This window comes from Streptomyces sp. NPDC058052 (assembly GCF_042885515.1).
In the GTDB taxonomy this organism is placed as follows: Bacteria; Actinomycetota; Actinomycetes; order Streptomycetales; family Streptomycetaceae; genus Streptomyces.
Map to the genome: position 1 here is coordinate 83,793 of NZ_JBHVRX010000027.1, position 26,008 is coordinate 109,800.

Consider the following 26,008-nt stretch of genomic DNA (forward strand, 5'->3'; position numbering starts at 1 on the left):
GGTCCGGCCGGGGCGCGGCCGGGCGGGACTCAGTCGTCGGCCGCGACGACGAGGGTGAGCCGTCCGGCCGCGCGGTCGACGAGGACGAGTTCGTGGAACTCGCCGTGGACGCTCGCCCAGTCGTGGTGCTCCGCCTCCCCGAGTCCGTCGAGGTGGTGGACGGCGTCCGCCTCCGCCAGCGCGTCCAGCACCTCGCGGCGCAGCGCCTCGGCGAGGGAGCAGGGGACGGGCCCGTACTGCTCCGCCCAGCTCCTCAGGAGGCCGGCGGCCCGCTCCCGGGTGACGGGCGCGTACGCGTCGGGGGTGACGAGGCGGAGCCAGTACGCGCCGTGCCGCGTGCCCTCGGGGTCGACCCCGCCGCCCGCGTAGTCGTCCCGGAACTGCTCGTGGGCGACGAGGGCGGCGAGGAGTTCGCGGTCGGTGGCGGTGGGGGAAGGGAGCCGGAAGCGCTTCACGTCGACCCAGCGGAAGCCGTGGGCGCGGGGTTCGGCGAAGGCGTGGTGCCGGAAGTTCACGAAGGCGCCGCCCTCGTGGACGAGTGTCGCTCCCATGGGGCCCGAGCCTAGTTCCCCGCCCGGGCGAGTGTCGCTCTCAGGGGGCCCGGGCCGGTTCCCCGCGCGAGGAGCGTACGGGCGGGCCCCGTCGGGCGTCCGCGCGATGCGGGACGCCCGACGGGGCCTCGGGGCGGGTCAGCGCACGTCGTAGGCGCGGGTGACCGTCTGGCGGACGGAGTTGCCGTTCGCGTCGGCCAGTTCGGCGCGCAGCGTGACCTGCTCGCCGGCGGCCGCGGTGTGGTCCAGGGTCGCGGTCCACGTGCCGTCGTGCCGGGTGACCGGGGCCTCGGTCCAGGTCGCGCCGCCGTCGTACGAGTACGACAGCGAGGCGGAGACGAGGGCGGCGGGGGTGTAGCCGCCGTGGCCGGTCGCGTTCAGGGTGATCTTCTGGCCGGCCCGCGCGGCGACGGCCTTGGCCCCGTCCTCCCCGGGCAGTCCCAGGCGGGGGAAGAGGAGCGGGACGGGCTGGGAGTAGACGTTCTCGTCCCGCGCGGAGCGGAACCGCCAGACGGTGGCGACCGAGGTCGACCGCTGCCAGACCTTCGCCGGCGTGCCGATCTTCTGGATGAACTGCTCCAGTTCGTACGCGCCTTCGTCCGCCGGTACGTCGAAGACGCCGTACGGGTAGATGGAGCTGCCGATCTGCTTCCCGTCGCGGCGCAGCTTCAGATTGCCGATGTCACCGAACGATCCGGCCTCGCCGTGGTGGGTGCCGTCGCCCCACATCGCGGTGGCGACGCCGATCAGGTCGCCCTGGCGTTCGGCGGCCAGGCGGGGTTGCCCGGCGGCGTCGATCGGGGCGCGGGGGGTGACGACGCCGTCGTACCAGTGGTCGTCGCGGCGCTCCCCCGTGGTGTAGGCGTGCGGTGCGGCGACCATGAACTCGCCCCAGGGGAAGCTGCTGGAGAGGTAGCGCTGCCAGGTGGTGTCGCCGGGGGTGTGGAAGTCGGTCCGGGTGCTGGGCACGGCGACGCTGTCGAAGGGCAGGAGGACCCGCGAGCCGTCCGGCCGGCCGGCGATCGTGGCGTCGATGTAGTCGGCGGCGACGCCCATGGAGTGGTGGGTGGAGGTGCTGCGGCCGAGGCGGTCGTCGTCGACGCGGTAGGTGCGGTCGCCGTCGATCTCGCCCCGCTGCGGGAAGGCGAGGGTGTACGTGTACGGGCTCTTCGCGACGCCCTTCCAGCGGAGCGTGACGCCGCCGGCGGTCAGCCGGTCCAGGAGTGCTCCGGCCTCGGCGGACTCGACGGCGAGGGCGGGGAGTTCGGTGGTGGTGCCGATGGCGGGCTGCCAGCGGCCGGGGGCGGCGTGATGGGCGAGGACGGCCTTGGCGCCCGCGGCCTTGGCGTCGCGGGCCTGCACCGAGACGCTCGCCGAGCTGTCGGCGATCCGGACCAGGGCGATCTTGCCCTGGACGCCGGCGGCCGCGAGTTCCGCGGGCGTGCCGGTCCCGGCGTCGACGAGGGGCGCCTCGCCCGTTCCGTCGAGGTTGAGCGAGCCCGAGGAGGCGGTGACGGGGTGCAGGTCCTCGCCCCCGACGACACCGAAGACGGAGAGCAGCGGCGCCGCGGCCCGCCAGTAGCTCTCGAAGGCGAAGTCCCCGTCGCGGGCCTCGCCGTCGACGGAGGCGTAGTAGCCGCGGACGGTACGGCCGCCGGAGAGGGTCCCGGCGTGCGACCAGGTGTCGTCCCAGGAGCGCGAGAAGCTCAGCATCGCGCTGCGCACCTCGGTCGGGCGGTCGGTCCGCAGCCGCAGCCGGTGGGCCCGGCGGGCGTCGAGGACGACGGTGGTGTCCTTCGTCAGCTCGACCTGGGGGCGGCCCAGGTACGTGATCGAGTCGGCGAGCTTCGCGCCGTCGCCGCTGTCGGGCGTGACGACGAAGGAGGACAGGAAGTAGCTGCCGGGGCGCAGCCGGTACGTCTGCTCCGCCGCGCCCTGGTTGTAGCGGCGCTCGCCGGTGGCGGTGTCGGTGCTGATGACGTCGAGGGCGGAGGTGCCCGCGGCCGGCTTGCCGAGCCGGTCGACGGTCTTCACCGTCAGGGTGACGGTGCGCGGCTCGACGTGGAGGGAGAACGGGGTGGAGACGTGGACGCCGTCGGCGGTGGCGAGGACGCGGCCGGTGATGTCGCCGTACTGGGCGGCCTCCAGCCGGGCGGCCGGGTTCAGCGCGAGCGGGACCTCGACGGTGGCGCCGGCGGGGACGGTGACGGTGTGCGCGCCGAGGCGGGCGATCGGGGAGCCGATCCGGGTGCCGTCGTTCCCGGTGACGCGCTGGAGGGCCAGGCGCAGCTTCACCGGCCGGTCGCCCGTGTTGGTGTACGGGACGGAGACGGTGGTGCGGTCGCCGTCGCTCTGCGGCCAGGCGAAGGAGCCGCCCTGGACGGCGGGGGCGCCGAGCACCGTCGCGTCGAGGGCCGCCTTGACGTCGAGCCGGCCGCCGCCGGTCTCGCGGGCGTCGCCCGGGATGTCGGCCTCGGCCGAGGAGACGAGGGCGGCCTTGATCCGCTGGGGCGTCCAGTCGGGGTGGCGCTGCTTGACGACGGCGGCGGCGCCCGCGACGTGCGGGGCGGCCATCGACGTACCGGACATCGCGCGGTAGGCGTACACCCCGCGTCCGCCCGCGGCGGCGGCGGAGATGGCCACGCCGGGGGCGGCGATCTCGGGCTTGAGGGTGTGGGTGACGGGGGACGGGCCGCGGCTGGAGAAGGGGGCGGTGGAGTCGTCGCGGTCGACGGCTCCGACGGTCAGGACGCTGGGGGCGCAGCCGGGCGAGGAGACGGTGTTCAGGCCCGGTCCGGAGTTTCCGGCGGCGACGACGAAGAGCGTGTCGGTGGAGCGGGCGAGCTGCTCGGTGGCGGCGCTCATCGGGTCGGTGCAGTCGGTCGGGGTGGGGTCGCCGAGGCTCATGGAGACGATGTCGGCGTCGTTGTCGACGGCCCACTGCATGCCGGCGATGATCCAGGACGTGGCGCCGGAGCCGCCGTCGTTGAGGACCTTGCCGTTGAGGAGTTCCGCGCCCGGGGCGACGCCCTTCTTCCTGCCGTCGCTCGCCGCGCCGGAGCCGCCCGCGGTGGAGATCGTGTGGGTGCCGTGGCCCTGGCGGTCGCCGGCGTCCGGGGAGTCGGTGAAGTTGCGGGAGGCGGTGATCCGGCCTTCCAGGTCCGGGTGCCCGGTGTCGGCACCGGTGTCGAGGACGGCCACCTTGGTGCCCTCGCCGTCGTAGCCGGCGGCCCAGGCGAGGTCGGCGCCGACCTGCGCGGTGGACTGTTCGAGGGTGGCCTCGACCTTGCGGTCCAGCCAGATCTTCCGGACGTCGGCGGCGGCGCGGGAGCGGGGCGAGGTGATGTCGGCCCAGAAGGCGGCGGCCTCGTCCTTGTCGGCCTTGAGGGCGACGCCGTGCGCCGCGGGGAGGGCCGGGCCGCGGGAGGCGCCGCGCGGGGAGGCCGGGACGGCGCGGGCGACGTCGACGGAGGAGTCGTAGACGGCGATCAGCGGGAGGGCGGTGGTGCGGGCGTCGTCGTAGCCCTGCCGGATGAGGCCGGTGACGTTGAAGAGTTCCTCGTCGACGCGGTCGGCGGCGAGCGGTCCCGCGGCGCCGTCGGGGTAGACGTACAGGTCCCCGCCGTGGTGGCGGGTCTCCAGGAGCGGGACGCTGCCGTCCTCGCGGGGCAGGGCCGTCGCGGTGGCGCGGCCGGTGCCGTCGGTGGCGACGAGGACGCGGTCGCCGGTGACGAGGGTGACGGTCACGGGCCCGCCCGTGTGCCGGGCGGCCTCCTGGGTGCCGACGAGGGGTCCGTCGCCGGGGGCGGCCGCCGGTCCGGCGGCCGCGGACGGCGTCAGCGCGGTGACGGCCAGGACGGCGGCGGTCGCCGCCCCCAGGGCCGTGCGCGATATCGGGCGCATCGTTCTCCCTTGATCGTTGCTGGTGCGGTGGCGACACCTTGGCAGCGGGCACGGGAGCGGCGGAACAGTACGGACGGGCGGGAAGGTGCCACGACCGTTTCCCGCCACGGCAGCGGTGGAAGGACACCCTCCGGAAGGGGGGTCCCCAGTGCTCGGAGCGATCGGACTCGACGACACGCAGGAGGCGGCGTACCGCGCCCTGGTGCGGCTCGGCGGCGCGGACCAGGGCGGGCTCGCGCGGCGGCTCGGGCTCGGCGAGGGAGCCGTGGCGGCCGCGCTGCGCGGACTGGAGGAGCAGGGGCTCGCGGCCCGGCCCCGTGCCGCGTCGGAACGGTGGGTGCCGGCTCCGCCGGGGGTCGCGCTGGGCGCGCTGCTCACCCGCCAGCGGCAGGTGCTGGACGGGGCCGAGCGGGCGGCGGCGCTGCTGGCGGAGGTGTACCGGTCGGAGGCGGCGGAGCCGGCGGTGCACGACCTGGTGGAGGTGGTGACGGGGGCGAGCGCGGTGGCGCACCGGTTCCTCCAGCTGCAGATGGGCGCGGCGGAGGAGCTGTGCGTGCTGGTCACCGGCGCGCCGGTCGCCGTCGCGCCGACGGAGAACCCGGTGGAGGACGCGGCCGTGGCCCGCGGCGTCGCCTACCGGGTGGTGCTGGAACGGGAGGCGCTGGCGCTGCCGGGCCAGCTCACCGAGCTGACCCTGGGGCTGGGGCGGCGGCAGGAGGTGCGGCTGACCGAGAAGGTGCCGACGAAGCTGGTGGTGGCCGACCGGGCGCTGGCGATGGTGCCGCTGGGCGAGCGGGGCTCCGAGCCGTCCGCCCTGGTGATCCACGCGAGCGGGGCGCTGGACCTGCTGATGGACGTCTTCGAGCGGGTCTGGCGGAACGCGCTGCCGCTCCGGCTCGGCAGGGGCGGGGAGCTGATCGAGAACGAGCCCGCGGGTCCCGACGCGACGGATCTGCGGATCCTGGCCCTGCTGCTGGTCGGCATGACCGACGCGAGCATCGGCAAGCAGCTGCGCCTGGGACTGCGCACGGTGAAGCGGCGGGTGAGGGGGCTGATGGACCTGGCGGGGGCGTCCACCAGGATCCAGCTGGGGTGGTGCGCGTACGAACGCGGCTGGATCGCCGGTCCGCCGGTGGCGCGGTGAGGGTGGATCGCCGGTCCGCCGGCGGCGCGGTGAGGGTGGATCGGCGGGTCCCCGGCGACGCCGTGAGGCTGGAACTCCGAGCCCCCGGCGGCACGGTGAGGCGGGATCGCCGAGGCCCCGGCGCCGGGGTGCGGCTGGATCGCCGGTTCCCCGGCGGCGCGGCGAGGGGGCGTCAAGGGCCGGAGACCTTTCTACCGAGTAGTAACCATCACACCCCGATCCTTCTGCAACTAGTTGCATAAGCGGGGGCGGGTCGCCTACAACAGGGTGCGACGATCCCTGCGCGAGGAGGCGCCCCGTGACCGCGACGACCCCGTACCCGCATCTGCTCAGCCCGCTCGACCTCGGCTTCACCACCCTGCCCAACCGGGTGATCATGGGGTCGATGCACGTCGGCCTGGAGGAGACCGAGCACGGCTTCGAGCGCATGGCCGCCTTCTACGCCGAGCGGGCCCGCGGGGGTGTCGGCCTCATCGTCACCGGCGGCATCGCCCCGAACGAGGCCGGGCGGCCGTGGGACGGCGGCGCCAAGCTGACCACCGCCGAGGAGGTCGCCGAGCACCGGCTGATCACCGACGCCGTGCACGCCGAGGGCGGCAGGATCGCGATGCAGATCCTGCACTTCGGGCGGTACGCCTACCACCCCGCGCTGGTCGCGCCGAGCGCGATCCAGGCACCCATCAGCCCCTTCGTGCCGAACGAGCTGACCGAGGCCGAGGTCGAGCAGACCGTCGAGGACTACGCCCGGTGCGCCGAGCTCGCCCGGGAGGCCGGCTACGACGGCGTCGAGGTCATGGGCTCCGAGGGCTACCTCATCAACGAGTTCATCGCCGCCGCCACCAACCGGCGCACCGACCGCTGGGGCGGCTCCTACGAGAACCGCGTCCGCTTCCCGCTGGAGATCGTCCGCCGGATCCGCGAGCGGGTCGGTACCGACTTCATCGTCGTCTACCGCCTCTCCATGCTGGACCTCGTCCCCGGCGGCTCCACCCTGGAGGAGGTCGTCCGGCTCGCCAAGGAGATCGAGGCCGCGGGCGCGACCATCATCAACACCGGCATCGGCTGGCACGAGGCCCGCATCCCCACCATCGCCACCTCCGTCCCGCGCGGCGCCTACACCTGGGTGACCAAGAAGCTCATGGGCGCGGTGTCGGTGCCGCTCGTCACCAGCAACCGCATCAACACCCCCGAGGTCGCCGAGGAGATCCTCGCCGACGGCCGCGCCGACCTCGTCTCGCTCGCCCGCCCCTTCCTCGCCGACCCCGCCTTCGTGAACAAGGCGTCCGCCGGGCGCTCCGAGACCATCAACACCTGCATCGGCTGCAACCAGGCATGCCTCGACCACACCTTCAACCTCAAGATCACCTCCTGCCTGGTCAACCCGCGCGCCTGCCACGAGACCGAGCTGGTCCTCTCCCCCACCCGGCTCGCCAAGCGGATCGCCGTCGTCGGCGCGGGACCGGCCGGCCTCTCCTGCGCCGTCTCGGCGGCCGAGCGCGGCCACTCCGTCACCCTCTTCGACGCCGCCGCGGAGATCGGCGGCCAGCTGAACGTCGCCAAGCGGGTCCCCGGCAAGGAGGAGTTCGACGAGACCCTCCGCTACTTCCGCGTCCAGCTCGCCGAACACGGCATCGACGTCCGCCTCGGCACCCATGTCTCCGCCGCCGACCTCGACGGCTACGACGAGGTCGTGGTCGCCACCGGCGTCACCCCCCGCAGCCCCGGCATCGAGGGCCAGGACCACCCGAGCGTCGTCAGCTACCTCGACGTGCTGCGCGACGGCGCGCCCGTCGGCGAGCGGGTCGCGATCATCGGCGCCGGCGGCATCGGCTTCGACGTCGCCGAGTTCCTGACCGACGGCGGCGAGGGCGCGAGCCAGGACCCCGAGACGTACTTCCGCCAGTGGGGCGTCGACACCTCCTACGCGAACCGGGGCGGACTGCGCGCGCCCGAGCGGAACGCGCCCCCGCGCCAGGTGCACCTGCTCCAGCGCAAGACCACCAAGGTCGGCGCCGGGCTCGGCAAGACCACCGGCTGGATCCACCGCACCGAGCTCAAGCACCGCGGCGTCGCCATGGTCGCGGGCGTCGGCTACGAGCGGATCGACGACGAGGGCCTGCACCTCACCATCGACGGCGAGCGGCAGCTGCTGCCGGTGGACACCATCGTCCTCTGCTCCGGCCAGGAGCCCCAGCGGGGCCTGTACGAGGAGCTGGTCGCCGCCGGCCGCACGGCACACCTCATCGGCGGCGCGGACGTCGCCGCCGAGCTGGACGCCAAGCGGGCCATCGACCAGGGCACCCGGCTCGCCGCCACCCTGTGACCCGCTGAACCGCCCCGCCCCGCCCGGCCCGGCCCGGCCGAACCTAGGATGCGAGCATGTCCCTCCCGCACGCGATCCTCACCGCGCTGCTCGAGAAGCCGTCCTCCGGCCTCGAACTGACGCGCCGCTTCGACAAGTCGATCGGCTACTTCTGGTCGGCCACCCACCAGCAGATCTACCGGGAGCTGGGGCGCCTGGAGGAGGCGGGGCACATCCGTGCCCTGCCCTCCCCCGTACCGGTGCGCGGGCAGCGCAAGGAGTACGAAGTGCTGCCCGCGGGGCGGGAGTTCCTGCGCGCGTGGGTCGGCGCCGCCGAGGACCCCAAGCCGCTGCGGTCCGCGCTGCTGCTGCGGATGCGGGCCGCGGCCGTCGTCGGCTCGGCGGGCCTGCGCGCCGAGCTGGAGCGCCATCTCGCGCTGCACCGCGCCCAGCTCGCCGAGTACCACGTCATCGAGGAACGGGACTTCCCGGCCGAGCGACGCGGCACCGAACCCGACCGGCTGCGCCACCTCGTCCTGCGCGGCGGCATCGACCTGGAGCGCTTCTGGGTGGAGTGGCTGACCTCGGCGCTCCGCGAACTGGGCCCGGAGGAGCCGGAACCGGAGCGGACGGGGCCGGAGGGCACGGACCCGGAGCGGGCGGGGCCCGAGGAGTGACGACCGGGCGCGGTACGCCCCCCGCGTCCGGCCCCCCGGGTCCCGCCCGGGTCCGTCAGCGCCCCCGCCCCGCGCCCTTCCGCCCCCGGCGCGCGCGGGCCCCGCGCCCTCCCCTCCGTGGATACTGGTCGGTATCGGGTCATGGTCCACGACAGGAAAGGGCGGGTATGACCGACGACTTGGGGCATCGCGGGACACGTCACGCGGTGGTCATCGGGGGAAGTCTCGCCGGGTTGCTCGCGGCGCGGGTCCTCGCCGAACACGCGGAGCGGGTCACGGTCGTCGAGCGCGACCGGCTGCCGGAGGGCCCGGACGCCCGGGCCGGAGTGCCGCAGGGCCGGCACCTGCACGTCCTCATTGAGGGCGGCCAGCAGGCGCTCGACGAACTGCTGCCGGGATTCATGGACGAGCTGCGGGAGCTGGGCGCGCCCCAGGTCGCCATGCCGACGGACATGGTCCAGTGGCAGGCCGGCCAGTGGTTCACCCGGCTGCCCGCCTCCGCGCACTTCTACAGCGGCCCGCGGCCCCAGCTGGAGTGGCTGGTGCGGCAGCGCGTGCTCGCCGACCCGCGGATCGAACTCCTCGACGGTACCGAGACGGTGGGGCTGACCGGCACCGCGTCGCGCGTCACCGGCGTCCGGCTGAGGGAGCGGGGCGCCGGGCAGGAGCCCCGTACGCTCGCGGCCGACCTGGTGGTGGACGCCTCCGGACGGTCGACGAAGGCGTCGGACTGGCTGGCCGCCATCGGCGCGGAGGCGCCGCACGAGGAGACCCTCGACACCGGTCTCGCCTACGGCTCGCGGGTGTACAGGGCGACGGACGCGGTGCCGTCCACGGACGCGCTCGGCTACTACATCGTGCCGGGACCGCAGCAGCCGTACGGCGGCGTGATCGTCCCGCTGGGCGACGGCCACCACATGGTCACCTTCTCGGGGCTGCGCGGCGACGAACCGCCCACCGACGAGGGGGAGTTCGAGGAGTACGCGAAGCGGCTGCCGCACCCGGTGATCAGCGAGTGGCTGGCCGGCGCGGAGCCGGTCACCCCGGTGCACGGCTTCCGCCGGACGGCCAACATCCGCCGCAGGTACGACCGTCCGGGCCGCCGCCCGGCGGGCTTCCTCGCCACCGGCGACGCGCTGTGCGCGTTCAACCCGATCTACGGGCAGGGCATGGCGGTCGCGGCGCTCTCCGCGGTCGCTCTGCGCCGGGCGCTGGCGGACACCCGGCGGGTGCCGAGCACCCGGCGGGTGCAGCGGGCGCTGCTCGACGCGTCGCGGCAGGCGTGGGACATCTCGGCGGGCGCGGACAAGAAGATGCCGGGTGCGACGGGCGACGCGGCGCGGCCGAAGCCGGCGGACCGGGTGACCGGCTGGTACCTGGCCCGGGTGCAGGAGCGGGCGGCGGGCGATGCCGTGGTCGGTGTGCCGTTCCGCGCGGTCCTCACCCTGACGGCGCCGCTGACCAGCCTGTTCGCCCCCACGGTGGTGCGCGCGGCGCTGTTCTCCCCGGTCCCGGAGACGCCGGCGGAACCTCCGCTGCGGATCCGGGACTGACGGGCCGGGACTGACGGCCCGGGACTGGCGGGCCGGGACTGCTGGGTCGCCGGCTGACGGATCGGCAGCCGGCGGTTCGGGGCGGCGGCGGCTCCGGGCGGTGGACGCCCGGGGCCGCCGTCGCCGTGTCCGTCCGGGAGTCCCGGCGGTGGATCAGGCGGGGGTCGGTGCCGCCTGCCGGAGCATGTCGACGGTGGCGCCGGCGGCCTCGGTGACCACGGGGTCGTGAGTGGCGACGACGGTCACGCAGCCGTACCGCTCGGCGGTGCGGGCGATGAGCGCGGTGAGGTCCTCCGCCCTGGTCCGGTCGACGGCAGCGGTCGGTTCGTCGATCAGAAGGAGCTCCGGCTCCAGGAGGAGGGCCCTGGCCAGGGCGATCCGCTGGCGCTCGCCGCCGGAGAGCTGGTCGGGCCGGTGGGTGGGCCGGTGCTCCAGGCCGACCTCGGCGAGCAGGTCACGGGCCCTGGCCCGCAGGGCGCGGGGCCGCCGGCCGGCGACCGAGGCGGCGGCGAGGAGCTGTTCCTCGGCGGTGAGGCCGGTGAGCAGGTTGCCGCTCTGGAACATGTAGCCGACCCGCGTGCGGCGGGCCCGGGCGCGGTCGCGGTCGGTGAGGGCCGCGAGATCGGTGTCGCCGAGGAGGACCCGGCCCCGGTCGGGGCGGAGCAGCGCGCCGGCGACCGCCAGGAGGGTGGACTTCCCCGAGCCGGAGGGGCCCACGAGGGCGGTGAGGACGCCGGGGCGGAAGGTCGCCCCGAAGCCGTCGAGGGCGGTGGTGCGGGAGTCCCCCCGGCCCAGGGTGACGGTGATGTCGTCGAGGCGGAGGCTCATCGGGCGGCTCCCAGCATGGTCATGGGGTCGACGGTGGTGACGCGGCGCAGGGTGAGGGCGGAGCCGGCGAGGCCGACCGCCGCGACCGCGCCCATGGTGGCCGCCAGGGTGGTGGCGGGGAGGCTGAAGGGCACCTGTTCGCCGACGAGCAGACCGACGGCGGAGGCGAGCGCCCCGCCGGCGGCGGTGCCGGCGACCACGACGACGGCCGCCTGGGCGAGGGTGTGGCCGAGCAGGCGGCGCCGGGAGGCTCCCATGGCGCGCAGCAGGGCCAGTTCGGGGGTGCGCTGGACGGTCCAGACGGCGAAGAAGGCGCCGACGACGAGCGGGGCGATGAGGAAGAGGAAGGTCTGGATCGACGTCATGGTGAGGCGTTCCCCGTCGTAGCCGGGGGCGGCCGCGAAGGCGTCCTCCAGGGGGACGGTCGCGGTGCCGTGGCGCCCGTCGGCGGCGGCGAGCGCGGTCCCGTCGGCGTCCGCGGGGAGCCGGAGGGCCAGGGCGCTGTACTGCGCGGGCAGGTCGGCGGGAAGGCCCTCGGCGCCGGGGACGGTGAAGCGGACGCGGCGCCAGGTGTCGGTGGTGACGTAGGCGACGGGGACGTGTCCGTACGAGGAGCGGCCGGTGGTGCCGACGACCTCCAGGGTGATGCCGAGGCGGTCGACGGCGAGGGTGTCGCCGACGCGGACGCCCTCGTTCACCAGCTGGCGCGAGACGACGATCCCGTCGGGCCGGGCCGCGTCGAGGGGTGCGCCGTCGTCGGCTCCGGGGTCGGTGAAGGCGCCGGGCGCGACGCCGAAGGCGGCGAGGTCGACTTCGACGCCCCGGCCGGTGGTGCCCCGGGTGAGGGCGACGCCGAGCGGAGTGGCGTCGGTATCCGGCTCTCGGTCCCAGCCGGCGAGGGTCCGGTCGTCGACGAGCCCGCGGGCGAACTGGTCGGAGGCGGCGCCGGAGGCGAAGGCGACGTGGGTGGCGGGGAGCCGGCGCAGGGCGGAGACGGTGTCGTCCCCCAGGCCGGTGGTGAAGCCGGAGACGATGCCGACGAGCGCGGCGACGAGCACGACGACGCTGCCCATCAGCAGGAAGCGGCCCCGGGCCGCTCTCAGCTCCAGCAGGGCGAGGAACATGGCGTTCACTCCAAAGTTGGGGACAAGGCGTCCCCAAGATAGAAGATGGCGACGCAGCGTCCCTAAGTGGGGGGGGTGGGTACGGACGAGGGCGGCATCGGCCGGGTGCCTAGACTGGCTCCGTGCCCAAGATCCACGCCGCCACGGTCGCCGACCACCGCTCCCAGCAGCGTGCCGCCCTCCTCGACGCGGCACGGGAGCTGCTGGCGGAGGGCGACGCCTCGAAGGTGACGTTCGCGGAGGTGGCCCGGCGCACCGGCCTCGCCCGCAACAGCGTCTACAAGTACTTCCCCGACCGGCACCACCTGCTCACCGAAGTGGTGCGCGAGGCGGCGCCGCGCTGGACCGAGCGCATCCGGGCCGCGCTCGCCACCGCCGGGGACGCGCCCGAGGCGCGGGTCGCCGCCCATGTCACCGTCCAGCTGGAGATGGTCCGCGACGGCGAGCACCGCGTCGCCCGCGCCACCGCCGGGGCGGAGGACGCCGCCGCCCTGCGCGCGGGGGCCGACGCGGCCCACCGGGCGCTGCTCGACCCGCTCGTCGAGGCCCTGGCCGAACTCGGCGACGACGCGCCGCTGATGACCGCCCGCCTGCTCCAGGGCTTCGTCAACGCCGCCACCACCGCCCTCGAAGCGGGTGCCGACTACGCCGCGGTGACCGACCGGACCGTCCGGCTCGCCGTGGCGGCCCTCCGCGGCCTCGCGCCGCTCCCGCCGGCCGGCCGCTGACCGGCCCGGGGCCCGGGCTCAGACGCCCGGGGCCGCCGTGACCATGCCGGCGGCGATGCCGGCGCCGAGGCTCGCGTAGTCGTCGGCGTTCTGGCCGGCGTAGGCGAGGGAGAAGTCGGCGACCGCGCGGTCGAAGACGTCGGAGGAGCCCAGGTACGCGGCGATGGCGATGCGGTCGCCGGAGCGGGCGTGGGCCCGGGCCAGGGCCCGGCCGCACAGCCGGGCGTACTCCCGCAGCATGGAGGAGGTCATCGACTCGACCTCGGCCGAGCCCTTCATGTCGCGCAGCTGGCGCCAGTAGAAGTGGCGCTGTTCGGGGCCGGTCATCCAGCCGAGGAAGATGTCGCTGGCCGCCTGGGTGAGGCGCTGGCCGCGGACGACGCGTTCGCCCTGGTGGGGATAGGCGGTGGGGGGCAGGTACGCCTCCAGGACCGAGCGGCCGGCCTCCTTGATCTGGAGGATCAGCGGGTCGCCGTCGTCGCGGCCCTCCAGGAGGACGACGAAGCAGCGGGTGCCGACGCTGCCGACGCCGACGACCTTGCGGGCGGCGTCGCGGAAGCGGTAGCGGTCGAGGAGGAGGCGTCGCTCCTCGGAGAGCGAGGCGCGGTAGTCGCCGAAGATCTTGCCGAGGGTGGCCCGGTCCAGGTCGGGGACGCGTTCCAGGAGCGGCGGGTCCTCGGCGATGCGGCGGCCTCCGCCGCCGTCGCGGAGGGTGAGCTTGTCGAGGGCCTGGAGGCTGGTGCGGCGACGGGCCTTGGCGAGGCCGCGGGCCACCCGCTCGCGTTCGCGGGGACGGACGAGGGCCGCGAGGTCGTCGGCGTCGATGCGCTCGTACCAGACGGTGAGCTCCCCCAGGCCGGCGAGGCGGCGCATGGTGGTGCGGTACGACTCGGCGGCGGCGAGCGCGGCGCGGTGGGCCTTGGGGCGGGGGCTGCCGTTCTGGAGGGCGGCGACGGTGATGCTGGCGGCCAGCCGCTTGACGTCCCACTCGAAGGGGCCCGGCAGCGTCTCGTCGAAGTCGTTCACGTCGAAGAGGAGCGCCCGTTCGGGTGAGGCGTAGACGCCGAAGTTGAGCAGATGGGCGTCGCCGCAGAGCTGGACGGTGAGTCCGGTGTTGCGGGTCGCGGCCAGGTCGGCGGCCATGACGGCGGCGGCGCCGCGCAGGAACGCGAAGGGGGAGGCGGCCATCCGTCCGTACCGCACGGGGACGAGGTCGGGCAGCCGGTCGGCGGCCTGGCGCTCCAGGACGGTCAGCGGGTCGGGGCGCTGGGAGCTCGGTATCCAGCGGCCGTGCGAGGAGCGAGGGACCCGCTTGCGGGTCGTACGGCCGCGCCGGGCGCGCTCCGAGGGCGTCGTCATCCGGCCTCACCCCTCTTCCACCACCGGCATCGGCCGGTCCTGTCGCCTGGTCCCCATTACAGGGTGCGACGCGGGTTTCGGCCACTCTGCACGGTCGCCCTAGCGGAATGGTTTAGACCAATGATAGGAATTGATCACCCATACGGCCCATGCGGTCACGCTGAGCGAAAAGGGGTTGATCATGGCCGTACCCGATGCCGTACCCGAGGCCGGGCCCGATTCCGAACCACCCGAGGGCGAGGTCCCGCGCTATCTGCGGGTCGCCGCCGCCCTCCGGGACGATCTCGTCCGGCGCGCGCCGGCCCCCGGCGGCCGGCTCCCCTCGGAACGTTCCCTGGCACAGCGCTACCACGTGAACCGGCAGACCGTCCGCAGCGCGCTCCAACTGCTGCGCGAGGAGCGGCTGGTGGTGACCGACCGGCGCGGCACCTTCGCCGCCGACGGGCCGGGGCGGGACGCGGGTCCGCCGCCCGGGCCGCCGCCCGCACCGCCCGTCGCGCGGCCGGTCTTCCCGGGCGGGTCCCGCGCGGCGGAGGCGCTGGTGCGTGCCTCGCTCGGCTGGGAGCCGCCGCCGGTGGCGCTGGCCCCGCGGCTGCACCTGGCGCCGGGCGAGCCGACGCTGGTCCACCGCCACCGGGTGCTGGCCCCGCACGGCCGGGAGCTCCAGCGGGCGGTGTCCTGGTTCTCCCGGCCCGCGCTGGACGAGATCCCGCAGCTGGCCCGCTACCGGCGGGCCCGGCCCTGCGTCAACCAGCCCGACCTGCGGCTCCTCTACCACTGGATGCACCAGGCGGGGCTGCGGGCCACCCACCGGGAGTCGGTCCGGGTGCCGGCCGGCGCGGGGACCACGGCCGGCGCCGCGGCCCGGCTGAGCGTCCACCGGGTGGTGAGCGACCAGCACGGGCACGTCCTGGAGGTCACGGACATCGACTTCTCGGCCCAGGAGGCGGCCTGGACGTACGAGTACAGCCTCTGACCCGCGGTCCCCGGGCCCGCGGACGTCAGACGAGCCCGTCCGCGATCTCCGCCTCCTCGCGGGCGCTGCCGCCGTAGGGCGTAGGCGTGCCGTACGAGCGGCGGGCGACGTACCACCAGACGGTCGCCAGGAACAGGACGGCCGCGAGGGCGATCACCGCGTAGTTCATGGTGTCGACGGTCACCGGACTCTTCTGGGGCAGGCAGAAGAGGACGGTCACCACCGCGACCCAGCAGACCGCGGTCCAGCCGATCGGCCGGCTCCAGCGGCCGAGGCTCCACGGGCCGGGCGTGAAGTCGCGCCCGGCCCGCAGCCGCAGCAGGATCGGGATGGCGTAGGCGGGCGTGATGCCGATGACGTTGATCGCGGTGACCGCCCCGTACGCCGTCGCCGAGTACAGCGAGGGGAGGGCGAGCACGGCGGCGGCGCCGACGGAGAGCCAGACGGCCGGCACCGGGGTCCGGGTGCGGCGGCTGACCTTCCGCCAGGTCGCGGAGGCGGGCAGGGCGTTGTCGCGGCTGAAGGCGAAGACCATACGGCTGGCGGCGGCGACCTCGGCGTTGCCGCAGAAGAGCTGGGCGACGATGACGACGAGCAGCAGCGCGGTGGCGCCGCCGGTGCCGAGGGCGTCGAGCAGGATCTGCGCGGGCGGGACGCCGGTCGCGCTGCCCACGGTGCCCGCGTAGTCCTGGATGGCGAAGGTGAGTCCGGCGAGGAGGGCGAAGCCGGCGATCCAGGAGACCCAGATGGCACGGACGATGCCCTTGGCCGCCGTGACCGAGGCGTTGGCGGTCTCCTCCGAGAGGTGGGCGGAGGCGTCGTAGCCGGAGAAGGTGTACTGGGCGAGGAGGAGACCGATCGCGGCGACGTAGAACGGGTTGGCCCAGCCGGTGTCGTTGACGAACTCGGTGAAGACGAAGCCGGCGGACTGGTGGCGGTCGGGGACGATCGCGAGCGCGCCGACGATCACGGCGACACCGGCCAGGTGCCACCACACGCTGATCGAGTTGAGCACGCTGACGAGGCGGACGCCGAAGAGGTTGAGGACGGCGTGGAGCAGCAGGATCGCCAGGAAGATCAGGAAGGTGGAGCCGGGGGTGGGGGCGAAGCCCCACTGGAGGTTGAGGAAGGCGCCGGTGAAGAGGGCCGCGCCGTAGTCGATGCCGGCGATGGCGCCGAGGAGGCCGAGCAGGTTGAGCCAGCCGGTGTACCAGCCCCAGCGGCGTCCGCCGAGCCGGTCGGCCATGTAGTAGAGCGCCCCGGAGGTGGGGTAGGCGCTGGTGACCTCGGCGAGGGCGAGGCCGACGCAGAGGACGAAGAGGCCGACGCCGGCCCAGCCCCACAGCATGACGGCGGGACCGCCGGTGCCGAGGCCGAAGCCGTACAGGGTCATGCAGCCGGAGAGGACGGAGATGACCGAGAAGCTGATGGCGAAGTTGCCGAAGCCGCCCATCCGGCGGGCGAGCACCGGCTGATAGCCCAGCTCGCGCAGCCGGGCCTCCTCGTCGGGTAACGCGGCGGGCGGCTTGCGCGACGCGGCCGGGGGGGCGGTGCGGGACATGGGGGAACCTCCGGGGACGGGATCGGGAGAGCGGTACGGATGACGGTCCGGGCGGGGGCCTCAGCCGGTGAGGCAGCGGGCCCTGGCCCGCAGGAAGACCTCCTCGGCGAGGGCGCGGTCGTCCGGACGCGGGGTGCGGTCGGCCCAGGGCACGGGCGTGTAGTACGGGCCGAGGGCCTCGAAGACGCGCGCCGCGTCGGTGAAGCGCAGCGCCCCGGAGAGCGCGTGCGCCAGGTGGTTGAGGTCCAGCTGGGACGCCTGCGGCACGGCGCAGAAGAGGAACCAGGCGTCCATCGCCCGCCGGGCCTCCCGCACCGCGTCCTCGGCGACCCAGTGCAGGTCGAGGGCGTGCTCGTGGCCCCGGTCGCGCCGGTAGCGCTCGACCCGCACGTAGAGCGGCAGGGCGTGCAGGGCGGAGCCGCGGGGTGCCGTGGAGGTCGCCCACTGCGCGTAGTTGACGGCCTCGGAGAGCGGGCCGTCACGGCGCGCGTAGAGGAACTGGAGCATGCGGTGGTACGCCTCGCGGTTGTACGGGTCACGCTTCTCGGCCTCGGCGAGCAGCCCCCAGGGGCCGGGCGGGAGCGTCGGCGCGGGCGGCGGGACGCGGTGCCCGGCGCCGTTCCGGCGGGCGTCGAGGGCGGCGAGGGCGAGGAGGCCGATCCAGGGCACGGGGTCGGCGGGGGCGTGCTCGGCGGCCTCCCGGCAGGCGGTCCACGCCTCCTGGCGGAGGACGAGGGCGTGGGCGTGGCCGGACCGGTGGGCGCGGACGGCCCGTTCGACGGCGACCCGGCCGTGCATCACGGCGGCGGCGGGGCTCGCGGGCTGTTCGGCGCGCCAGGCGTGGACGACGTCGGTGCCGGCGGCGACCGTGGCGAGGATCTGGGTGCGGCGGGTCCAGCCGTCCCAGTCGTCGGTGTCGGCGGTGTCCTGGAGGAGCCGCGCCATCTCGCCCCAGCGGCCGGTGCGGAGGTCCTGGAGCGCGTGGCGCAGGGCGTGGTCGTGGCCCGCCGGGTGGAAGACGGGCCGGAAGCCGGGGCCGGGCATCAGCGGGCGGGGCCGGGCTGCGGGGGCCGGGCGGTGGGCGTGGTCATCGGTCCTCGGTCGGGCGCGTCGGTCGGCGAACGGCGCCCGCGGTCCGTCGGCGAGCGGCGCTCACTATAGGCGCGACCGAAGGTGATCGTCCGGATCACCTTCGTGACCGCAACTATCAGGCCAGTGGAAGAATTTGAACTACCGTCAGGTTCGAGGCGCCGACCTGACAGGCTCGCCGGGGAGGGCTTGACGGGCCGCCGCCCGCCCGCGAGCCTGACCCCTTTCCGTGACCGGACGATCACCCGGCGGCGGCCCCGCGGGCCCCGGCCGGGCGCCGCCGGCGGACCCCAGGACGGGAGCAGGTTCATGACGGGCGGTCCGGTACTCGCCGTCGACCAGGGCACCTCCGGCACCAAGGCGCTCGTCCTGTGCCCCCGGCGCGGGGTCCTGGGCAGCGGCACGGCCCCGGTCCGGCCCCGCCACCTGCCGGGCGGACGGGTCGAGGTGGACCCCGGCGAGCTGTACGGTTCCGTGGTCGCCGCGGGCCGCGCGGCGCTCGCCGAGGCGGGCGTCCCGGTGGTCGCCGCGGGCCTCGCCAACCAGGGGGAGACGGTCCTCGCCTGGGACCCCGCCACCGGCGCCCCGCTCACCGACGCCCTGGTCTGGCAGGACCGCAGGGCGGCCGGCGTCTGCGCCGGACTCGCGCCCCACGCGGAGGAGCTGACGGCCCTGACCGGGCTGCCGGTCGATCCCTACTTCGCGGCGCCGAAGATGGCCTGGATCCGTCGGCACGCGACGCGCGCCGGAGTGGTGACGACGAGCGACGCCTGGCTGGTCCACCGGCTGACGGGCGCCTACGTCACCGACGCGGCCACCGCGGGTCGCACCGGACTCCTCGACCCGGCCGCCGTCGCCTGGTCCGCGCCCGCCCTCGACCTGTACGGGCTCGGCGGCGAGCGCCTGCCCCGGATCGCCGACTGCGACGAACCGGTCGGCACCACCACGGCGTTCGGCCCGCCGCTCCCGCTCACCGGACTCGTCGTGGACCAGCAGGCCGCGCTCCTCGCGCAGAGCGCCACCGCCCCCGCCGCCGCCAAGTGCACCTACGGCACCGGGGCGTTCCTGCTCGCCCGCACCGGCCCCCTCCCCCGCCGCACCACGACCGGCCTCGTCGGCTGCGTGGCCTGGCGGCTGCGGGGCCGTACCGAGCACTGCCTCGACGGGCAGGTGTACACGGTCGCGTCCGCCGTCCGCTGGCTCACCGACCTCGGCGTCGTCGCGGGCGCCGCGGACCTCGACGCCGTCGGCGGCTCGGTGCCCGACAGCGGAGGCGTCGCCTTCGTGCCGGCGCTCGCCGGCCTCGCCGCCCCCTGGTGGCGCGGCGAGGCCCGCGGCACCCTCACCGGCCTGGGACTCGACACCGGCCGCGGCCATCTGGTGCGGGCCCTCGTCGAGGGCATCGCCGCGCAGGTCGTCGAACTCGCCGGGGCGGCCGCCACCGACCGCGGCGCGCCGCTGGAGTCGCTGCGCGCCGACGGCGGGCTGACCCGCTCGGCGCTCCTCATGCAGACCCAGGCGGACCTGCTCCAGCTGCCGGTGGAGGTGGCCGCGCTGCCGGACGCGACGGCGCTCGGCGTCGGCGCGATGGCGCGCCTGGGCCACGAGCCGGACCTCGCCGTGGCGGACGCCGTACCGCCGTGGAAACCGTCGGCCGTGTACGAGCCCGCGATCTCGGCGGACGAGGCTGCGGAGCGGCTGGGCCGCTTCCGGGCGGAGGTCGCGCGGCTGCTCGGGCGGCGGGACGACGGCGGGGAGACCCGTCCGGCCGAGGGGGCCGCGTGCACGTGAGCCGGCGCGGGCCGCTGCCCGGCGGGGCGGGGGCCGCCTACGACGTGGTCGTGGTGGGGGCCGGCGTCGTGGGGTGCGCGATCGCCCGCGCGCTCGCCCGGTACCGGCTGCGGGTCGCGCTGGTCGAGTCGGCGGACGACGTCGGCGAGGGCAGCTCCAAGGCCAACACCGCGATCCTCCACACCGGTTTCGACGCCGCCCCCGGCACCCTGGAGGCCGGGCTCGTCCGCGCGGGCCACCGGCTCCTCACCGGATACGCCGCCGAGGCCGGCATCCCCGTCGAACCGGTCGGCGCCCTGCTCGTCGCCTGGGACGAGGAACAGCGGGCCGCGCTCCCCGGGCTCGCCGCGAAGGCGGCCCGCAACGGCCACCACACCACCCGGATCGTCGGCGCGGCCGAGCTCCGCCGGCGCGAACCCCACCTCGGCCCCGGCGCGCTCGGCGCGCTGGCCGTGCCGGGCGAGTCGCTGATCTGCCCCTGGACCACCACCCTCGCCTACGCCACCCAGGCGGTCCGCTCCGGCGTCCACCTGCTGCTCGGCTGCCGGGTGACGGGCGTCGCCGCGGCCCCCGGTCCGGCCCACCGGCTGACCACCACGCGCGGGCCGCTCACCGCCCGGTACCTGGTCAACGCCTGCGGGCTGTACGCGGACCGCTTCGACGCCCTGCTCGGCGTCCGGGACTTCACGGTCACGCCCCGCCGCGGGCAGCTCCTCGTCTACGACAAGGACGCCCGCCCGCTGGTGCGGCACATCCTGCTGCCCGTCCCGGGCCCGCTCGGCAAGGGCGTCCTCATCACGCCCACCGTGTACGGGAACGTGCTGCTCGGCCCCACCGCCGAGGACCTCGACGACCGGACCGCGACGGGCACCACCGCCGACGGCCTCGCCGGACTGCGGGAACGTGGCGCCCGGATCGTTCCCGCCCTCGTGGAGGAGGAGGTGACGGCCGCGTACGCCGGGCTGCGGGCCGCCACCGGACGGGAGGACTACCGGTGCGCGGCGCACCCGGCGCGGCGGTACGTCACGGTCGGCGGGATCCGCTCCACCGGCCTGTCCGCCTCCCTCGCCCTCGCCGAGCACGTCCTCGGCCTGCTCGCCGCGTGCGGACTGCGGCCCGGTCCGGAACGCCCCCTCGCCCCGGTGCGGATGCCGAACCTCGGCGAGGCGTTCCCCCGCCCGTACCGGGACGCCGGGGCGATCGCCCGCGACCCCGCCTTCGGCACGGTCGTCTGCCACTGCGAGCGCGTCACCCGGGGCGAGGTGCGGGCCGCGCTCGCGTCGGTCGTCCCGCCGGCCGGACTCGAAGGGCTGCGCCGCCGCACCCGGGCCGGCGCCGGCCGCTGCCAGGGCGGCCACTGCCGGCCGGCCCTGCGCGCCCTGTTCGAGGAGTACGGGAAGGAGGCCGGGGCACGGTGAACCGAGGGCCGGCGCAGAAGAGGACGGACCGCGCGGTCGACGTGCTGGTCGTCGGCGCGGGCCCGGCGGGGCTCGCCGCGGCGGCCCGGCTCGCGGCGGCCGGCGCCGGACGGGTCGAGGTCCTGGAGCGGGAGCCGGAGGCGGGCGGCGTGCCGCGCCACTGTGCCCGCACGGGGTTCGGCGCGGACCCGCGGGGACGCGCCCTGGACGGCCCCGGGTACGCCCGGCGGGCGGTCCGCGCGGCGCTCCGGGCCGGTGCCGTGCTGCGCACCGGCGTGTCGGCCACCGGCTGGGCGGGCCCGCTCCGGCTGGAGACGACCGCGCCGACCGGCCTGGAGACGATCGCGGCGCGGGCGGTGGTCCTGGCCACGGGTGCCCGCGAACGGGCCCGGCCGGCCCGGCTGCTGCCCGGCACCCGGGCGCCGGGGGTGCTGACGACCGGTGAGCTCCAGCGGACGGTCGCCCTCTTCGGCGCGCGCCCGGAGCGCGTCGGCCGGCGCGCCGTGGTCGCCGGCGGCGGCCCGGTGGCCGGACACGCCGTCCGGCTGCTGCGGCGCGCGGGGGTCGCGGTCGCGGCCGTGGTGTGCGAGGAGCCGCGGGCGGCGATCGGCGCCGGCGGCGTCCCGGTGCTCACGGGCGCGGTGGTGACGGAGCTGGCCGGCCGGGGGCGGCTGGACGGGGTGACGGTGCGGGGCCGGGACGGGCGGACGCGGACGGTGCGGTGCGACACGCTCGTCCTCACCGGCGACTGGATCCCGGAGCGCGAACTGGCCCGGGCGGGCGGACTGCCGCTCGCGGCCGGCACCGGGGGCCCCCGGGTGGACGCGGCGCTGCGGACCGGGGTGCCCGGCGTGTTCGCGGCGGGCGCTCTGCTGCGCGGCGGCGATCCCGCGGTGCGGGCCGCCGCCGAGGGCCGGACGGTCGCCGGCGCGGTCCTGGCCCGGCTCGCCGGCCGCGCCCCGGGGCCGGCGGAGGGCGTGCCGGTGGAGGCCGCGGGCGCGCTGCGCTGGGCGCACCCCGGGCTCCTCGGCCCCGGGCCCGGCCCGCTGCTGCTGTGCGCCGGGCGTCCCCTCGTACGGCCGGTCCTGACCGTCGGCCAGGACGGGCGGATCCTCCACCGGGACCGCCCGGAGGCCACCCTCCTGCCGTGGCGGCCGCTGCCGCTCGGGCCCCGGTGGACACGGGACCTGGACCCGTACGGCGGCCCGGTGGTGGTGCGCGCCGACGACCCCGGTGACGCTCCCGGCTGACGCGCCCTCGGCTGCGGGACGGGCCCGGCGCGGTCAGACTGGCGGCATGCCGGTCACACGCAGTGCGGGTCTGCTCGTCTTCCGACGGACGGGGGACGGCGGGATCGAGGTGCTCATCGGGCACATGGGCGGGCCGTTCTGGTCGCGCCGCGAGGAGGCCGCCTGGACGGTGCCGAAGGGCGAGTACGGGGCGGAGGAGGCACCGGAGGACGCGGCCCGGCGCGAGTTCCGGGAGGAGCTGGGGCTGCCCGTACCGGACGGAGAGTGGCTCTCCCTCGGGGAGGTCCGGCAGGCGGGCGGAAAGACCGTCACCGTGTGGGCGGTGGAGGGCGACCTCGACCCGGCGGACGTCGTGCCGGGCACCTTCACGATGGAGTGGCCGCCCCGGTCGGGCACGCGGGCCGAGTTCCCGGAGCTGGACCGGGTGGGCTGGTTCGCCCCGGAGGAGGCCGGTCCCCTGCTCGTCGCGGGGCAGCGGGTGTTCCTGGAACGACTGCTCGGAAAGGTGCGCGGGCGGGCCTGAGGGGCATTGTCAGACCCGTACGAGAGGGTGGGGTGCGTCAAGCCGTCGAGAGGGAGCCCGACATGACCACCATCACCGCCACCGAGCGCGCCGCGGCCCAGGCGTATCTGCGCCTCCTCGAATCCACCCAGGCCGTGCTGACGGATCCGCGCCTCGCCCCGTACGCGGGGGTGATGCTGACGCACCCCATGGCGGAGGCCGACGAGGCGCTGCGCGCGGCGGGCCTCGCGGGCAACGAGGACCGGCTGTTGCGCCTCGTCTCCACCCTGCGGGCCTCCCCCGCCTCCCCTCCTGGCGCGGCGGCCCCCACGGGCCGCCGCGCCTGACCGTGCCGCCGGCGCGCCGGCCCTGAGGGGGGCGGGCTCAGACGGGGCGGCCGAGCCGGACGGGCAGAGCGCGCACGCTGTTGCCGACGAAGCCCGCGTGGCGGGTCAGGCCGGTCTCGGGGACGGCGAGGTCGAGCTCGGGGAAGCGGGTGAAGAGCGCTTCGAGGGCGACGGCCGCCTCCATCCGGGCGAGCGGGGCGCCCAGGCAGTAGTGGGGGCCGTGGCCGAGGGACAGGTGCTTGGGCGCCCCGGCCCGGGCGAGGTCGAAGCGGTCGGCGTCCGGGCCGTGCGCCTTCGTGTCGCGGCCCGCCGCCGAGTAGCCGGCGAGGACGGGGGTGCCCCGGGGGATCAGGGTGCCGTCGACCGTCAGGTCCCGGGTGGGGTAGCGGAACGGGAAGTAGCTGACGGGGCTGTCCCAGCGGAGGGTCTCCTCGACGGCGTCCGCCCAGCTCGCCCGGCCCGAGGTGATCAGGGCCAGCTGGTCGCGGTGGGCGCACAGGGCGCGGACGGCGTTGGTGACGAGGTTGAGGGTGGTCTCGTGCCCCGCGATGATCATCAGCAGCAGGGTGCCGATCAGCTCCGGCTGGGCGAGCCGGTCGCCTCCCTCGTCGCGGGCGGCGATCAGGGCGCTCGTCAGGTCCTCGCCGGGCGCGGCGGCCTTGGCGGCGGCGATGGCCGCCAGCAGCTCGACGAGTTCGCGGTTGGCGGCGACGGCCCGCGCGGGTTCGGTGTCGGTGGCGACGACGAGGCTGGACAGGCGGTGCAGCCGGTCCTGGTGGGCGGGGTCGACACCGAGCAGTTCGCAGATGACGCCGAGCGGCAGCGGCAGCGCGTAGTGGCGGCGCAGGTCGGCCACCCCGCCGTCGGCCGCGGCGGCCCCGGCGAGGCCGTCGAGGAGACCCGCCGTCACGGCCTCGACGCGCGGGCGCAGCTCCTCGACGCGGCGGGCGGTGAAGGCGCTGCTGACGAGCGTCCGCAGCCGGCGGTGGTCGGCTCCGTCGGCGGTGGTCATGCCGGGCACGGTGGCGAAGGTGCGCAGCGGCCAGCCCTCGGGTATGCGGCCCTCGGCGAGCGCGGTGAAGTGCTGGGGCCCCTTGGCGACGTCGGGGTCGGAGAGGAAGTCGCGGAGGGCGTCGTGGCCGAGGACCACCATGCCGTCGACGCCGCCGGGCAGCACCACGGGTGCCACGGCGTTCCGGGCGAGCAGGCGTGCGTTGGCGGCGTGCGGGCAGCCGCCGGCCGGGTCCAGCCGGTACGGCTCCGGCTCCGGGGCGCGTTCCTCGACAGGTCCGGGGCGTGCGTCCATGGTCCACTCCTGACGGTGTGTGAGGCCGCCGTCCGGGCTGCGGTCGGCCGCCCGCATCCTAGGTCCTGTCCGGGGCGCATCGCGTCCTTCCGCCCGGGGGAGTCCGCACGGGTTCCGGGTCAACGCGCAAGTCCCCGCGCCCAGTTGCCTCGGGGCACGCACCGGTCCCGCGGCCGGCCGGTGCCGGGGTACCGGGTGGCGGGGGCGGTCGAGGCTGCCGGGCGGCCGTCCGGCAGGGGCTGGGTGGGCCGCGATTCCACCCGCCCGGCAGGGGAGGGCCACGCGACCACCCCGTCCGGCGGGGGCGCGAGGGCCGCCCGGTCACCCGTCCGGCAGGGGGGCGGAGGCCGCACGACCACCCGCCCGGCGCACGACGCGCCGCCCGGCGTCGCGTTCTCTAGGCCGGGTGGCGCACTCCGCTCTGCGGGCTTCCCCCCTCCTTCCTACGGTGGCTGAATGATCGTCACGTCAGCTTTTCGCCATGCCGCCGCGGGCTCCGCCGCGATGCTGCTCGTGCTCTCCGCCCCCGTGGCCGACGCCGCCGCGATCGCGCCCCGCGCCCCGGCCTCCGCCTCCGTCTCCGCCCTCTCTCCCGCTCTCTCTCCCGCCCTCTCTCCCGCCCTCTCTCCCGCCCTCTCCTCTGCCCTCGGACCGGACTCCCTCGGCGAACCGACCCCTCCCGCGCGGCGGTTCGTGGACCCGGCCCGGCTCGACCGGTCCGGCACGCAGGTGCAGCCGCTGGCCGGCGCCCCGGACGTGCCTTCCCTCTCGGCCCTGTCCTGGGTGGTGGCCGACGCCGGGACGGGCGAGGTGCTCGCCGCCCGTTCCGCGCACCGCAAGCTGCCGCCCGCCAGCACCCTCAAGGCGTTGTTCGCGCTGACGGCGCTGCCGCACCACGAGGCGTCCGAGCAGCACACGGTGGCCGACGAGGAACTGACCGGCATCGGCGAGGGAAGCAGTCTCGTCGGGGTGAAGGAGGGGTACACGTACCGCGTCTCCGACCTGTGGAACGGCGTCTTCCTCAGCTCGGGCAACGACGCCGTGCACGTCCTCGCGTCGATGAGCGGCGGCTGGGAGTCGATGGCCCGCCAGATGCAGGAGAAGGCCCGGTCGCTGGGGGCCCGGGACACGCACGTGGTCTCCCCGGACGGGTACGACGCGCCCGGCCAGGTCTCCTCCGCGTACGATCTGGCGGTCTTCGGGCGGGCGGGCGTCCACGACCCCGAGTTCACCCGCTACTGCTCGACCGCGTACGCGGACTTCCCCGCGGGCTCGTGGTCGTACGGCATCGCCAACACCAACCGGCTGGTCACCGGCGAGGACGGCATCGGCCGCTACCCGGGCATCATCGGCATCAAGAACGGCTACACCAGCAACGCGGGCAACACCCTGGTCGCCGCCGCCCGCCGGGGCGAGCGCACCCTCGTGGTGTCGGTGATGAACCCTCAGTCGGGCGGCGGGCTCGCCGTCTACGAGGAGGCCCGTTCCCTCCTCGACTGGGGCTTCGAGGCGGCGGGCAAGGTCCAGCCCGTCGGTTCGCTGCTGCCGCCGAAGCCGCCGGAGCGCGAGCGGCCGGAGCGCGAGCGGCCGGAGCGCGAG

General features: G+C 76.0%; 20 protein-coding genes. 12 read left to right on the top strand and 8 right to left on the bottom strand.

Going from position 1 to position 26,008, the window contains the following annotated elements; genetic code table 11:
• Positions 1-29: 29 nt before the first annotated feature.
• Together ACFVU3_RS30125 and ACFVU3_RS30130 are read right to left on the bottom strand one after the other, a co-directional pair.
• Positions 30-551: a hypothetical protein gene (locus ACFVU3_RS30125; RefSeq protein ID WP_390071126.1), complete on the bottom strand. Its 522-nt coding sequence runs from the start codon at positions 549-551 to the stop codon at positions 30-32.
• Between the two features lie 138 nt (positions 552-689).
• On the bottom strand, positions 690-4,454 hold the full coding sequence (locus ACFVU3_RS30130; RefSeq protein ID WP_390071128.1) for a S8 family serine peptidase: 3,765 nt from the start codon (positions 4,452-4,454) through the stop codon (positions 690-692).
• A 148-nt stretch (positions 4,455-4,602) separates the two neighbouring features.
• On the opposite strand from ACFVU3_RS30130, the gene ACFVU3_RS30135 reads away from it, so the two are divergent.
• The 4 genes from ACFVU3_RS30135 (at position 4,603) to ACFVU3_RS30150 (ending at position 10,130) form a co-directional block, all read left to right on the top strand.
• Positions 4,603-5,598 carry a helix-turn-helix transcriptional regulator gene (locus ACFVU3_RS30135; protein ID WP_390071130.1) on the top strand — a complete coding sequence of 332 codons (996 nt, stop codon included), beginning with the start codon at positions 4,603-4,605 and terminating at the stop codon, positions 5,596-5,598.
• 298 nt (positions 5,599-5,896) lie between these two features.
• Positions 5,897-7,921 carry an FAD-dependent oxidoreductase gene (locus ACFVU3_RS30140; RefSeq protein ID WP_390071132.1) on the top strand — a complete coding sequence of 675 codons (2,025 nt, stop codon included), beginning with the start codon at positions 5,897-5,899 and terminating at the stop codon, positions 7,919-7,921.
• A gap of 56 nt (positions 7,922-7,977) precedes the next feature.
• Positions 7,978-8,577 carry a PadR family transcriptional regulator gene (locus ACFVU3_RS30145; RefSeq protein WP_390071134.1) on the top strand — a complete coding sequence of 200 codons (600 nt, stop codon included), beginning with the start codon at positions 7,978-7,980 and terminating at the stop codon, positions 8,575-8,577.
• Between the two features lie 167 nt (positions 8,578-8,744).
• The gene (locus tag ACFVU3_RS30150) at positions 8,745-10,130 is read left to right on the top strand and encodes an FAD-dependent oxidoreductase (RefSeq protein ID WP_390071136.1); all 1,386 of its coding nucleotides are present in this window, start codon (positions 8,745-8,747) and stop codon (positions 10,128-10,130) included.
• 153 nt (positions 10,131-10,283) lie between these two features.
• On the opposite strand, the gene ACFVU3_RS30155 is transcribed toward ACFVU3_RS30150, so the two are convergent.
• Both ACFVU3_RS30155 and ACFVU3_RS30160 read right to left on the bottom strand, forming a co-directional pair.
• Positions 10,284-10,958 carry an ABC transporter ATP-binding protein gene (locus ACFVU3_RS30155; RefSeq protein WP_390071137.1) on the bottom strand — a complete coding sequence of 225 codons (675 nt, stop codon included), beginning with the start codon at positions 10,956-10,958 and terminating at the stop codon, positions 10,284-10,286.
• A complete protein-coding gene (locus tag ACFVU3_RS30160; protein ID WP_390071139.1) occupies positions 10,955-12,082 on the bottom strand; it encodes an ABC transporter permease in 1,128 nt (375 codons plus the stop codon). The genes ACFVU3_RS30155 and ACFVU3_RS30160 overlap by 4 nt, the downstream gene beginning before the upstream one ends.
• A 122-nt stretch (positions 12,083-12,204) precedes the next feature.
• On the opposite strand from ACFVU3_RS30160, the gene ACFVU3_RS30165 reads away from it, so the two are divergent.
• A complete protein-coding gene (locus ACFVU3_RS30165; protein ID WP_390071141.1) occupies positions 12,205-12,810 on the top strand; it encodes a TetR/AcrR family transcriptional regulator in 606 nt (201 codons plus the stop codon).
• Between the two features lie 18 nt (positions 12,811-12,828).
• On the opposite strand, the gene ACFVU3_RS30170 is transcribed toward ACFVU3_RS30165, so the two are convergent.
• Entirely contained in the window at positions 12,829-14,169 is a 1,341-nt protein-coding gene (locus tag ACFVU3_RS30170; protein ID WP_390071143.1) for a DUF2252 domain-containing protein, read from the bottom strand.
• Positions 14,170-14,350: 181 nt separating this feature from the next.
• Between ACFVU3_RS30170 and ACFVU3_RS30175 the strand changes: the two genes are divergently transcribed.
• Positions 14,351-15,145 (top strand): GntR family transcriptional regulator, encoded by a 795-nt coding sequence (locus ACFVU3_RS30175; protein ID WP_390071145.1) that lies wholly within the window; start codon positions 14,351-14,353, stop codon positions 15,143-15,145.
• Between the two features lie 25 nt (positions 15,146-15,170).
• Here the strand turns inward: ACFVU3_RS30175 and ACFVU3_RS30180 are convergent, their stop codons facing one another.
• Both ACFVU3_RS30180 and ACFVU3_RS30185 read right to left on the bottom strand, forming a co-directional pair.
• Entirely contained in the window at positions 15,171-16,706 is a 1,536-nt protein-coding gene (locus ACFVU3_RS30180; RefSeq protein WP_390071147.1) for an amino acid permease, read from the bottom strand.
• A gap of 60 nt (positions 16,707-16,766) precedes the next feature.
• On the bottom strand, positions 16,767-17,750 hold the full coding sequence (locus ACFVU3_RS30185; protein WP_390071148.1) for a hypothetical protein: 984 nt from the start codon (positions 17,748-17,750) through the stop codon (positions 16,767-16,769).
• A 354-nt stretch (positions 17,751-18,104) separates the two neighbouring features.
• On the opposite strand from ACFVU3_RS30185, the gene ACFVU3_RS30190 reads away from it, so the two are divergent.
• The 5 genes from ACFVU3_RS30190 to ACFVU3_RS30210 all read left to right on the top strand — a co-directional run bounded on the left by ACFVU3_RS30190 (position 18,105) and on the right by ACFVU3_RS30210 (position 23,103).
• A complete protein-coding gene (locus tag ACFVU3_RS30190; protein ID WP_390071150.1) occupies positions 18,105-19,586 on the top strand; it encodes an FGGY family carbohydrate kinase in 1,482 nt (493 codons plus the stop codon).
• Complete coding sequence (locus ACFVU3_RS30195) at positions 19,577-21,004, top strand: FAD-dependent oxidoreductase (protein WP_390071152.1); 1,428 nt, start codon at positions 19,577-19,579, stop codon at positions 21,002-21,004. The genes ACFVU3_RS30190 and ACFVU3_RS30195 overlap by 10 nt, the downstream gene beginning before the upstream one ends.
• Positions 21,001-22,254: an FAD-dependent oxidoreductase gene (locus tag ACFVU3_RS30200; protein ID WP_390071153.1), complete on the top strand. Its 1,254-nt coding sequence runs from the start codon at positions 21,001-21,003 to the stop codon at positions 22,252-22,254. Before ACFVU3_RS30195 ends, ACFVU3_RS30200 begins: the two co-directional genes overlap by 4 nt.
• Positions 22,255-22,300: 46 nt before the next feature.
• Complete coding sequence (locus tag ACFVU3_RS30205) at positions 22,301-22,777, top strand: NUDIX domain-containing protein (RefSeq protein WP_390071155.1); 477 nt, start codon at positions 22,301-22,303, stop codon at positions 22,775-22,777.
• A gap of 62 nt (positions 22,778-22,839) precedes the next feature.
• Positions 22,840-23,103: a hypothetical protein gene (locus tag ACFVU3_RS30210; RefSeq protein ID WP_390071156.1), complete on the top strand. Its 264-nt coding sequence runs from the start codon at positions 22,840-22,842 to the stop codon at positions 23,101-23,103.
• Positions 23,104-23,140: 37 nt separating this feature from the next.
• Here the strand turns inward: ACFVU3_RS30210 and ACFVU3_RS30215 are convergent, their stop codons facing one another.
• On the bottom strand, positions 23,141-24,409 hold the full coding sequence (locus ACFVU3_RS30215; RefSeq protein WP_390071158.1) for a cytochrome P450: 1,269 nt from the start codon (positions 24,407-24,409) through the stop codon (positions 23,141-23,143).
• A 456-nt stretch (positions 24,410-24,865) separates the two neighbouring features.
• Between ACFVU3_RS30215 and ACFVU3_RS30220 the strand changes: the two genes are divergently transcribed.
• Positions 24,866-26,008 (top strand): D-alanyl-D-alanine carboxypeptidase family protein (locus ACFVU3_RS30220; RefSeq protein WP_390071160.1); only part of this gene is annotated, 1,143 nt, incomplete at its 3' end.